Genomic DNA, 10,016 nt, shown 5'->3' with positions numbered 1-10,016 from the left:
TAAACTGAGGGAGTTCTATAATGACTTATTGTAGAGTTGACACAAACTGTGCAGTAGAAAGGAAGTGCAAAAAGGCTGGAAAAAAGGAAGTAGTTTAGCAACCACTCCCTCATTTCTAAGTAAAATTAATTAGAACTGTCTTCCACCTAATTGTTGTTCAGCCATTTGGACTAGTCGTTTAGTGATTTCTCCACCTACAGATCCATTGGCTCTTGAGGTTGTGTCAGCGCCTAAGTTTACTCCAAATTCACTAGCGATTTCATTCTTCATTTGTTGTAAAGCTTGCTCAGCACCGTTAACTATTAATTGATTACTGTTGTTACGTGCCATCGTTTTCACCTCCTAATATTTATTGATATTAGGATTTGTTTAGATCTGTAATTTATGTAAAAAGAAAAAAACGTCTCAGAGGTATAAAAACTTTTGTAGTTGAAATGAAGCAAAGAGCAAGGATCGCTGGTGGAAGTGCAATTGGTGACTAAGTTCCTTGCTCCTAATATTATATTGCCCTTAAAAGGTTTATGTTACGCATCAGACACAATCTGCGATGCTCAATCCATAAACTCAATAAAGGAAATTATTGCAAAGCAAAGGAGAAATACAAATATATAAATGAAGAATATTATCAACAATACAGGAAAGCTCTTAAGTTTTTTTGTAATTTCATCTTGTTAATAATATTGCTTTTACGATTGAAGGCTATCCCCCAAAAAACAAACTTTTATCACACAGTACGAATAAACCATGACACAAAAAAAGTAACTATTCCGGACAAAATAGTTACACAATGAAAATGGACAATTAAAAGTTTATTTGAACCAAACGCTCCAAAAATATATGTTAACAATACAAATGAGATTCATTTATTGTTACTGTAGTCCAAACAACCAGGTATAAACAATTACGGAAATCACCTAATGGTACGTTGAGAACTTAAGTAATTGTAAATTAACCTTTTCATGAGATAGGTGGAAACCAAATTATCACTGGAATCTTGAAAAGAGTGCGGTGAATCCCACAATTCTTTAAATGTACTAAATATTAAATTCTCAGAATTTTTTTCAGAGCCAGTGAGTTTAAAAGCAATATCCTTAAGCATACCTTTATGATTTGAATAGATATTAGAAAAATAAACCTTATCTTTGTTTAATATATGATTAACAATTTCCTGTTTATTCTCCATTTATTTTTCCTCATTCCCTATAACAGATACAGGTATAAGTACCTTATTTATTTAAGAACGAAACCTGTTTATGAAAATTTTGGTCGGGTAATACAAAAAGAATTTATGTCACGGTACGACACTACGCTTAATGAACTAAGCATATTGAATCGCCTTTATATTTTCTTCACTAATTTCATTCTGGTCGTTTAATAATGTTCCGTCTAAATCTATCGCGATGAAACTCATGCTATATAGCTCCTTTTCTCATTCAATCTATTAAATTCTCTTTCTAGCTTTGATACCTGCTCTCAATAAAAAGCCAATCTTACTGTGGAATTGTTAATGTTTATTACTGTTTATTACGGTTCAATCATAATTTTTCAATATAAACCCCACACTAATCCAATGTTAAGATTTTGTAAATCAGGTCTTAATTTGTCCAATTCACCTGCTCTTATTTTCATTATCAACTAGAAAAAAGCCTCAACAGCTGACCGTAAAGAGGGGAAAGTAAAGTTAGCATGGCTTTTTTACTAATATGTTTTCATACAAAAAAGCTGCCTTAAAGACAGCTCCGATTTTAAGCTAACGCACCCGCTAGCCATCCATGAATCGCAAAAATCGGCGATTCACCACAAAGAATGAAAATGGTTAGGAAGTGTCAATACTGATACTGACCTTAATCCAGTCAACCCTATCCTTAGACTAATTAATTAACGCTCTCCTCTTTTTTTAAAACGATTGAGCAGGGTCTTAAGTATTGTCATTTTTTCCACTTTTAAAGAAACTTATTTTCATGGTAGTTTAAGACAATCTCCATTGAGTAAACCCTATTTAAACATAAAACAAAAAAAAGACACTAAATATTTTTCTCACTATTTCTTCGGACTGTGACATGATTTCTTTCATTTTTGCATTAAATGCTTAAATAAATGTCAAATGAATAATAAGTAATGATAAATGATACCCTCAAAAGGTTTATCTATTAAACGTAATGTATATTATATGTAATATGAAGGTAAGAGTGATTAAAAGGAAGGCGAATTGTTTTGGCTATAATAGATATTGACCAATTGCTTTTAGCTACTGAAGAAATTGCCGAAGAGTCGATTCCATTCCATCTCGATATATTTGACATTGATCAATTATTAGATAAAACGCATAACTGGTAAAGAAAAGCATGCCCAAAGTGGATATGCTTTTTTCTCTTTATGGGGATAAAGATTCAAACGTGATAACTATTTTTAAAATGCAATGGAAAAGTAATCAGGTGATGAACAATTTCTGCTGGTTTCTAAATAAATATAACCCTACAATACTAAAGGGAGGATAAATCCAAAGATAATATGAAAAAGCGTATTTTACCCCCTATCTTTAGATCATATTTTTAGCTTGTTTTCAATCAGAATAATATGATTCGTTGTAATTAAACTAAATTCTAAACCAATTAACAGGAGAAAAGTAATGAGCTCAGAAGAATCACTATCCCAAATAATAATGAAAAGTAAGATTGATTGCTTGCGAGCGCAATTGATTGTAATTGGATTATTTAAAGGACTTTCCCATCCAGACACGATAAAAATTAGTCAAGTGTTAGATGAGTGGTTGTACAAATATCAAAAAATTAATTCAAATTGAGCCTTTTTAATATGCTAACGCACCCGTTAGTAGTTGATTATGCGATAAATATATATAATAGCCCATATTATAATTAAGCCCCAAATCAATACTATTATAGAACCCACTATCCAATTCTTCGGCTTACCGTTTTTCATCATTTCCTCTGTCTTAACTTCACAGTCGGTTAATACATTATTTGGTATCAGCTTTAATGCAATCATTATCCCTATTGGAACGAGAATTACATCGTCCAAGTAGCCAAGAATGGGTATAAAATCAGGTATTAGGTCAATCGGACTGAATGCATAAGCTACAACACAAGCCGTATATACTTTTGCATACCAAGGCACTCTTGCATCTTTACAAGCAAAGTAAAGGATAAAAATCTGTCGTTTTAAATTCCTCGCCCAAGTTTTAATTTTTTTGAACATTTTATCTCCTAATAATCGTTAAGATTTTATTTTCATTATAACAAACTAAAATTTACTAAAGATTGTTATTTCACTAACCTGCCCCGATAGTCGCATAAAGAAAAAACTGCCTTAAAGACAGTTCAAATCTTAAGCTAATGTAAAAAATTGAAGCTTGCTTATTATTTAATATGGTCTTTTTCCTCATTGTTTAATTTTCATGGTAGCGTATCATATCTGTCCCTCATAGTCCAAGAAGCAAAAAAAAGTCTAATTAACTCAAAATTATGCCAAACAATCAATCACTTTGTCCACCCCTTTTTGCTTTCCCGTTCATATGTTATTAAAGTAAGACAAGCTAATGAAAGGGGGATGTAATGATGTCAAGTCGAAATTCATCGAGTCGTCAATCCAGTTCATCTAGTAGAAACAGATGCAATGGATGTGTATGTAATACTTTACGCCGTTTGCGTCCTGGTACAGAAGTAGACGTTTTTTTATCTGGAGGCACAGTTCTTGAAGATGTTATCTTCCGTGCCTTTGACAACAATACTTGTTGTGCCCGATTCAGAGACGAAGAGAACGAACCTGGTACTGTCATTTTTGTTGACTGCCGAGACATCCAAGCCCTTCGAATCGAGTAATAACATTTAGGGGGATCCTTCATTTTTTGAAGGATCTTCTTTTATTAAAGACACCCCTGATCTTTAGCTAACGCACCCGTTCGTATTATAAGGTCAGCCAGTTATTTCTGGTTGAACAATTTTTATATCGATATATGATAACGTTAGCCGGGGTAGAACGTACCTGCTCGTGGGACATGATCTGAAAATTTTAGAGAAAGATATTGACATCCTATTAGCTGGTATCGTTTCATTAAGAAGCGTGTGCGTTAATGCTGGAATTCAAGTCGTATGGAACACCCACTTCTATATTGAGTGGTATTAAAACGGTACATACGATGAAAAAAGGACAACTTCACCGACATGTGAAATCTGTCAAAAAAGATGTAAAATACATACATAAGTTGTTTGGAATTTCATCATAATCAGTTTTTTGCACCAGAGCCATTAATCTGATAGACACTGTAGTGATGAAAATAAGCTTGGCTTGGCGATAATTAATAAGAAAAAATCTATCATTAAGGGAGTACCTGTATGGTTAAATTGTTAATTGCTGATCGCGATCAAAATGAACGAACAGGGATTGGCTGGCTAGCTTCTTCGTTTTCGATTCCATTTGATCACATTCTATTAGCAGGCTCAGTATCTGAGGTATTTCATCTAATAGAGGCCGAAGTACCAGATGTTGTTTGCATTGAACTCGATATGATTCCAAAGGATACGTGGGACAGCTTTAAGGAGCTGACCAAACGGTACATACAAAAGGTTATCGTCATGACGGCTGAGGCCACATTTGAACGTGCGCTTCAAGGCATCGAGCTTCATGCCTATGATCTATGGGTAAAACCTCAGTCGCCTGACCATATCAAACGAGTATTAACCCAGTGCTGCAAGGCCGTTTCCCAAACTGAGGAGAAACAAGAGCCATCGGCTCAAATTGAGGTGCCTTCCGTATCTTACAGTTCTCTATTCGTGCATCAAGAAACGTTAGGCGCCAATTTCCGATTAATGCTGATGCAGTTGGAAAATTCGAAGAAACAACCTATACTACTATCCTTTTTACAAGAATATCCATTTAAGAACCGACCGGTTGTATTGCCGCTAAGCGACATGATCGTTTCTGTTTTTTCATTCGATAACCAGCAGCCACAGCCACTCAAACAATTAAAGCACATAGGCAATCGGATTCTAACCGAATGGGAAGAGCAGTTTTCGGAGCCCATGTCACTAGTCTTATATGATACTAATGACCCGTTGCTTTTCGTTAAATGAAAAATATCTTCATGCGAAGCAAGCGCTAGAAATTCGTTTTTTCAAAGGATATCGGCAGCTTTCGATCATTGAGGATAAGGTGAACTGGGTTATGATCGATCCGTTTTTAACCCCGTCTGAACAGCGCGAATGGATTGACATGCTGAATGAAGGTGACAGGGACAAAATTAAGCACTGGATGTATAAAGAATTTTTGAATAAGGAAGATCCCTATCCCGAGCCAGGTTTATTGCGAACCCGGTTAACAAGCTTATTAGCCCAAGTCCGCCGCTTCATGAAGTCATTTTACCTTGACGAAGGGATGCTTGAGAGACGTTATCATCAAGTATTTGAATCCATCCTATACAATCCGATTCTATATCGGATCGTCCAGGAGTTATTGCTGTTCTTATATGAAGTTCTTGATCGGGCAAATAACAATCAAGAAAACGCTCGTACAAATGTGATTGAGCAGGCCATCCGGTACATTGATGAGCATTTTACTAATCCTGAGCTAAGGCTTGAGGACGTTGCTAACCAAGTAAACAGAAGCCCAGCGTATTTTAGCTCGCTCTTAACAAAAAAACAAGGAAGCTCGTTCCGACAGCTATTAACAAAGACACGGATAAACGAAGCGCAGCGTCTATTGATAGATACAAAACTCTCGATTCAAGATGTAGCAGATAAAACAGGATTTATAAATGCAAATTACTTTAGCAAAATTTTTAAGGAAAAAACCGGTACAACCCCTCGTTCATTTAGAAATCGCAAAAAAGTATAGAAATCTAAAATAATTATAGTTTCCAAATGTAAGCGTTTTATATTGCGTTTTAATTTCGAAAAAATTTAGAAAAATTCAAAAAATAGACGTCTGTTTTCAATCGCTTTCTTTCTCTAAACTAGAGAAGTAGGAAGTGTCCCAAAAATTAAATATTGAAATGGGGAAAGACGCTTATGACCGAACAAAAATTTAAGATGGATGACGCTCCACTTAACAAGTTCCATATGAAAATTACAGCGCTTACTTTTGGCTCAAATTTCTCTGATGGGTATGCTCTTGGGATTATTGGAGTGGCTCTTACTCTCCTTAGCCCACAAATGGAACTCAATTCGATGTGGGTAGGACTAATTGGAAGTTCTGCTTTGATCGGGCTCTTTTTCGGTAGTCTAGTACTTGGAGGGTTATCTGACCGCATAGGCAGACAGAAAATATACCTGCTTAACTTCTTATTGGTCACTATAGCATCGTTGCTGCAACTATTTGTGGATGGTCCCGCAGAGTTGTTAATTTTGCGGTTACTGATAGGTTTTGCTCTCGGAGGCGATTATGCAGTCGGATCGACTTTACTTGCCGAGTTCGCGCCTAGAAAGTATAGGGGGTTCTTATTGGCTTCTTTAAATGTGCTCTGGACGGTAGGTTACGTCTCTGCAACCATTGTCGGATATTATTTAGGACAATCTGGTCCGGAATCATGGCGTTGGATGCTTGCTAGTGCTGCAATACCTGCATTCATTGTGCTAATACTGCGAATCGGAACGCCTGAATCACCACAATGGCTCATCAGCATGGGACGTATTGATGAAGCACGCCATATCGTAAAGAAGTATATCGGGCCTAATGCGGAAATCGACGAAACTGTTATTGAGACTCAAAATAAAAATGGCTTTCGTGCTCTTTTTAACAAAAAATTTCGGAAGCGAACTGCTTTTGGAAGTCTATTTTATGTCTGTATTGTCATTCCGTACTTTGCCATCTACACATTCCTACCGTCTATCTTAAATAGTATGGGTTTAGCAGAAAACTTCACTGTAGACCTGTGGTTAAACATATTCCTAATCTTGGGTTCGATTGCTGGTCTTTGGCTTATGGAGAAATTTTCTCGTAGAGGTTTCACGATTAGTACGTTTGCAATCCTGACCGTCTGCTTGCTTATGCTGAGCATTTTTCACGAACCTAAACTTTTAGTAATTCCGATTTTTCTGGCTTTTACTTTTATATTATCAGCAAATTCAAATCTTACGCTAACATATCCGGCCGAACTTTTCCCAACCGAAATACGCGCATCAGGGGTTGGTTTTGTGACAGCGTTCAGCCGAATTGGTTCCGCTATAGGGACATTCCTCTTGCCACTTAGTATGAACACTATAGGGTTGGATGCCTCGATGATTGGAATGACGGCTATTCTGTTAATTGGTACTATCATTTCGATTGCCTGGGCACCGGAGACAAAGTCACTCTCTTTAAGCGAGGCAAGTAATCCTTTTAATGGAGCCAGTAATTCAAATTCAAATTTAAACCCCTTGAACCATAAGAAGATTAATTGACATGAAAAAAGGAGTACCTTTCCAATTCTCGAAAGAGAGGTCTCGTTGCGAAATTTTACTAATCCAATGGCTTAAACATCATAAAAGTTAATGTTTTGTCAAGCTGCACAATATAGGAGATAAGTTTATTATGAAAATTTAAGAAAAAGTAATGATAACTGAAGATGATTTTAGTATTGGGGGTCTGATTTCGGTAGCAAGGCATCATGCCCCTTTGGAGCTGTCTATGAGTGTAAAGGAAAGGATTAATATAGATATTATTAGAACTTCTCTTATTGGGGCTACTGTTGATATTTATTAAATTACACACTTTTAACGAAAATAACTTAGTTGAGGAAACATATTAAAAGATCTTCCATTGGAAGATCTTTTTTCAATAAAATCGATCTCCTATGTAAACTCGCATAGTATTTTTGATTAACGCCTTTGGCGCTCTTGTTGAGCTAACCTGCCCCGATAGTTGCATAAAGAAAAAGCTGCCTTAAAGAAAGCTCCGATCTTCAACTAAAGCACCTGTTTGTTCAATAAGAAAGGCAACGTCTCCAATTTTATTAAATGCTCACCGTTAGCTAAATAGGAATTTTAATAAACCTTGAGGACTGTCTCTTAAGTTATTTATTTAGTTCGAATCCTTTCACAAAGTATCCAATTGTTTCAAGCTCTTCTTCATTTAGCTCCCTGTTTAGCTGGAGTTGATAAGATTTCTTTATATCTTCAAAGCGTCCCTCATATTGATCTGTCAAGGTGGCTACAGTCCTTAATAGCATTGCTTCTTGCTGATATTCATCCTTCGATATTGGCTTCCAATGGGATAGGACATAGATTTCAGCATCAAATTGATCGATTGTGTCTAATAGTTGAATCGTACGTTGAGTCGTATAATTCCTTTTGTTTGAATAGATATCTGCATAAATAGAGTCGCCGAGAAATAGTATTTTTTCTTCTTTGATATAGACAACGATAGAGTCAGGGGAATGATCGCCACCTACATGCTGCAATAGACAAGATACTCCTCCTATATCAAGCTCTATTCTCTGATCAAAGGCTAAATCTGGTAAAGAAATGATAATATTTCTTTCGCTTCCAAATTCCTTTTTGATTGCATTGGCACAAAATTCAATTTCCAATCCAGATTTCACTCGTTCTTCTAAAGCGGAATCTGTCCATTCGTACGAAACAAGTTTCTCAATTTTAGCTTTCGTTTGAATAGAAGCAACGGACAGCATATTTAAAGCAGACAAACCAAAAATATGATCCCAGTGCCAATGCGTAAGCACAACGATACTTGGAAGTGGAATACCATGTTCTTTAAGCTCCTTAAGAAAATAGTTCGCATGTGCTTCTGAATTTCCAGCATCAATCATTAACGATCTGTTATCTCCAACCACTACTCCTAGAATAGGTCTATCCGTTTCTAAAACAGGTGTTTGATACCAACATCGATTGCTTATTTTTTCTAACTTTTGCATATGCCTTCCCCCTAAAAATACTATCCTTCAGTAATTCCATAAGTATCTTAAAAAACCCTTTGTCGTATTTTTTAAAAGTATGACTATGCTTATATGTCGTGGGTTTCTGCAAATGATAACAAACGTACTGGAGTTGAATCAATATTTTGGACACTAATAAGTTAAATCTTAAGCTGTATTCCTAATTCGATTTTCAAATTTCATTGCGGCTAATTGAAGTAGCGCCAGCATTTCGCGACTGATATGAATTGAGTATGCATCATAGAGCCATGAGATGTTTTCTCCTATCAAAGTTTCCAATCTTACGATGAATGACCCCCTTCCTTCGATTCACCTACCGTTGAAAGACTCCCTATAAGGCTTGTACGTCCCTTTTTCGTTCCCTTAAAGACAACAGGAGCGACTTTAATTCATTTTAAGCCCCGATAATTTTTTTGATAACACGAGTACTAACCTTTAAAAAGGTAGTATTGGAATATTATGCTGGTCAAAGGGTTATTTTTATTATCTGCCTGATTTTCGCCTTTGCACCAGAACCTCTCAAAGAAGTTGAACGATATATTAAATAATTTAGAAATTTTTTTATTGCGTAACGCTAGGGTTAAATATATAAGGCATTGATGGTTCTGCCCAGCGTGTCAGCTAGAAGCATAAATGTGGCGCCCATGACAAATAACATTGGAATAATGAAACGGTAATCAGTTCCCACCATCGCACGGACGATATGCGGGATCATTAGTCCGACAAAAGCCAGATTGCCTGCAAGAGCCACACCTGCGCCTGCCTTTCCAAGGTAGAAAGCGCGTGTCGAGCTGTCATTCTGCTTATTTTAAACTTTTCAGCTAACACTCGCTCTGAAGGGATCTTGTCACCATACTTAAGGTTCCCAGTTTTAATTTCCTCTATAAACATTGTTTTTAGTTTTTGATAATAAGGAATTCCATCAATTTCTTTTTCCATATTCTACATCATCCTTAATATATTGGATTTGAGTCAATATTTTGGACACTAAAAAGTTAAATCTTAAGCTGTATTCCTAATTCGATCTTCAATGGCTTGTGGGGTTTGATAACCCAAGCTGCTGTGAATTCTTTTTCGGTTATACCAACCTTCAATAAATTGGAACATCGCTAATTTAGCTGTTTGATAGTCT

Annotated in this window: 11 protein-coding genes and 3 pseudogenes; 6 read left to right on the top strand and 8 right to left on the bottom strand. The window is 36.1% G+C overall.

Going from position 1 to position 10,016, the window contains the following annotated elements:
* Positions 1-129: 129 nt before the first annotated feature.
* From J7J00_RS25940 to J7J00_RS25930, 3 genes are all read right to left on the bottom strand, one after another.
* Complete coding sequence (locus J7J00_RS25940; RefSeq protein ID WP_053536495.1) at positions 130-330, bottom strand: alpha/beta-type small acid-soluble spore protein; 201 nt, start codon at positions 328-330, stop codon at positions 130-132.
* Positions 331-910: 580 nt separating this feature from the next.
* The gene (locus J7J00_RS25935) at positions 911-1,183 is read right to left on the bottom strand and encodes a sigma factor (protein ID WP_214795825.1); all 273 of its coding nucleotides are present in this window, start codon (positions 1,181-1,183) and stop codon (positions 911-913) included.
* Positions 1,184-1,318: 135 nt separating this feature from the next.
* The gene (locus J7J00_RS25930) at positions 1,319-1,411 is read right to left on the bottom strand and encodes an HAD hydrolase family protein (protein ID WP_396020612.1); all 93 of its coding nucleotides are present in this window, start codon (positions 1,409-1,411) and stop codon (positions 1,319-1,321) included.
* Positions 1,412-2,629: 1,218 nt separating this feature from the next.
* Between J7J00_RS25930 and J7J00_RS25925 the strand changes: the two genes are divergently transcribed.
* Positions 2,630-2,803: an aspartyl-phosphate phosphatase Spo0E family protein gene (locus J7J00_RS25925; protein WP_286201585.1), complete on the top strand. Its 174-nt coding sequence runs from the start codon at positions 2,630-2,632 to the stop codon at positions 2,801-2,803.
* A gap of 26 nt (positions 2,804-2,829) precedes the next feature.
* Here the strand turns inward: J7J00_RS25925 and J7J00_RS25920 are convergent, their stop codons facing one another.
* Positions 2,830-3,216, bottom strand: a complete 387-nt coding sequence (locus tag J7J00_RS25920; RefSeq protein WP_214795823.1) for a YkvA family protein — start codon at positions 3,214-3,216, stop codon at positions 2,830-2,832.
* 359 nt (positions 3,217-3,575) lie between these two features.
* Between J7J00_RS25920 and J7J00_RS25915 the strand changes: the two genes are divergently transcribed.
* The 5 genes and pseudogenes from J7J00_RS25915 (at position 3,576) to J7J00_RS25905 (ending at position 7,394) form a co-directional block, all read left to right on the top strand.
* Positions 3,576-3,839: a hydrolase gene (locus tag J7J00_RS25915; protein ID WP_286201584.1), complete on the top strand. Its 264-nt coding sequence runs from the start codon at positions 3,576-3,578 to the stop codon at positions 3,837-3,839.
* A 222-nt stretch (positions 3,840-4,061) separates the two neighbouring features.
* Positions 4,062-4,243 (top strand): annotated as a pseudogene (locus J7J00_RS28445) (IS6 family transposase); the annotation flags it as partial.
* Between the two features lie 109 nt (positions 4,244-4,352).
* The gene (locus J7J00_RS28440) at positions 4,353-5,090 is read left to right on the top strand and encodes a response regulator transcription factor (protein WP_286201583.1); all 738 of its coding nucleotides are present in this window, start codon (positions 4,353-4,355) and stop codon (positions 5,088-5,090) included.
* Positions 5,056-5,850 carry a helix-turn-helix domain-containing protein gene (locus J7J00_RS28435; protein ID WP_286201582.1) on the top strand — a complete coding sequence of 265 codons (795 nt, stop codon included), beginning with the start codon at positions 5,056-5,058 and terminating at the stop codon, positions 5,848-5,850. The genes J7J00_RS28440 and J7J00_RS28435 overlap by 35 nt, the downstream gene beginning before the upstream one ends.
* 173 nt (positions 5,851-6,023) lie before the next feature.
* Positions 6,024-7,394 carry an MFS transporter gene (locus J7J00_RS25905; RefSeq protein ID WP_214795821.1) on the top strand — a complete coding sequence of 457 codons (1,371 nt, stop codon included), beginning with the start codon at positions 6,024-6,026 and terminating at the stop codon, positions 7,392-7,394.
* 611 nt (positions 7,395-8,005) lie between these two features.
* On the opposite strand, the gene J7J00_RS25900 is transcribed toward J7J00_RS25905, so the two are convergent.
* The 4 genes and pseudogenes from J7J00_RS25900 to J7J00_RS29075 form a co-directional block, all read right to left on the bottom strand.
* Entirely contained in the window at positions 8,006-8,863 is an 858-nt protein-coding gene (locus tag J7J00_RS25900; RefSeq protein ID WP_214795819.1) for an MBL fold metallo-hydrolase, read from the bottom strand.
* A 607-nt stretch (positions 8,864-9,470) separates the two neighbouring features.
* Positions 9,471-9,647 (bottom strand): annotated as a pseudogene (locus J7J00_RS25895) (iron chelate uptake ABC transporter family permease subunit); the annotation flags it as partial.
* Complete coding sequence (locus J7J00_RS25890) at positions 9,599-9,775, bottom strand: GntR family transcriptional regulator (protein ID WP_286201586.1); 177 nt, start codon at positions 9,773-9,775, stop codon at positions 9,599-9,601. The gene J7J00_RS25890 and the pseudogene J7J00_RS25895, both read right to left, overlap by 49 nt.
* 111 nt (positions 9,776-9,886) lie before the next feature.
* Positions 9,887-10,016, bottom strand: a pseudogene (locus J7J00_RS29075) (IS3 family transposase); the annotation flags it as partial.

The organism is Bacillus sp. ISL-4 (assembly GCF_018613275.1).
GTDB classification, from domain to species: Bacteria; Bacillota; Bacilli; order Bacillales; family DSM-1321; genus Peribacillus; species Peribacillus simplex_E.
Note: the sequence above shows the minus strand (reverse complement) of the source record. Positions and strands in the feature narration are given on the sequence as shown.

Bases quoted from the DNA above. Each gene is read 5' to 3' on its own strand.
- J7J00_RS25940 (WP_053536495.1), bottom strand. From the start codon at position 330: ATGGCACGTAACAACAGTAATCAATTAATAGTTAACGGTGCTGAGCAA.
- J7J00_RS25935 (WP_214795825.1), bottom strand. From the start codon at position 1,183: ATGGAGAATAAACAGGAAATTGTTAATCATATATTAAACAAAGATAAG.
- J7J00_RS25930 (WP_396020612.1), bottom strand. From the start codon at position 1,411: ATGAGTTTCATCGCGATAGATTTAGACGGAACATTATTAAACGACCAG.
- J7J00_RS25925 (WP_286201585.1), top strand. From the start codon at position 2,630: ATGAGCTCAGAAGAATCACTATCCCAAATAATAATGAAAAGTAAGATT.
- J7J00_RS25920 (WP_214795823.1), bottom strand. From the start codon at position 3,216: ATGTTCAAAAAAATTAAAACTTGGGCGAGGAATTTAAAACGACAGATT.
- J7J00_RS25915 (WP_286201584.1), top strand. From the start codon at position 3,576: ATGTCAAGTCGAAATTCATCGAGTCGTCAATCCAGTTCATCTAGTAGA.
- J7J00_RS28440 (WP_286201583.1), top strand. From the start codon at position 4,353: ATGGTTAAATTGTTAATTGCTGATCGCGATCAAAATGAACGAACAGGG.
- J7J00_RS28435 (WP_286201582.1), top strand. From the start codon at position 5,056: ATGATACTAATGACCCGTTGCTTTTCGTTAAATGAAAAATATCTTCAT.
- J7J00_RS25905 (WP_214795821.1), top strand. From the start codon at position 6,024: ATGACCGAACAAAAATTTAAGATGGATGACGCTCCACTTAACAAGTTC.
- J7J00_RS25900 (WP_214795819.1), bottom strand. From the start codon at position 8,863: ATGCAAAAGTTAGAAAAAATAAGCAATCGATGTTGGTATCAAACACCT.
- J7J00_RS25890 (WP_286201586.1), bottom strand. From the start codon at position 9,775: ATGTTTATAGAGGAAATTAAAACTGGGAACCTTAAGTATGGTGACAAG.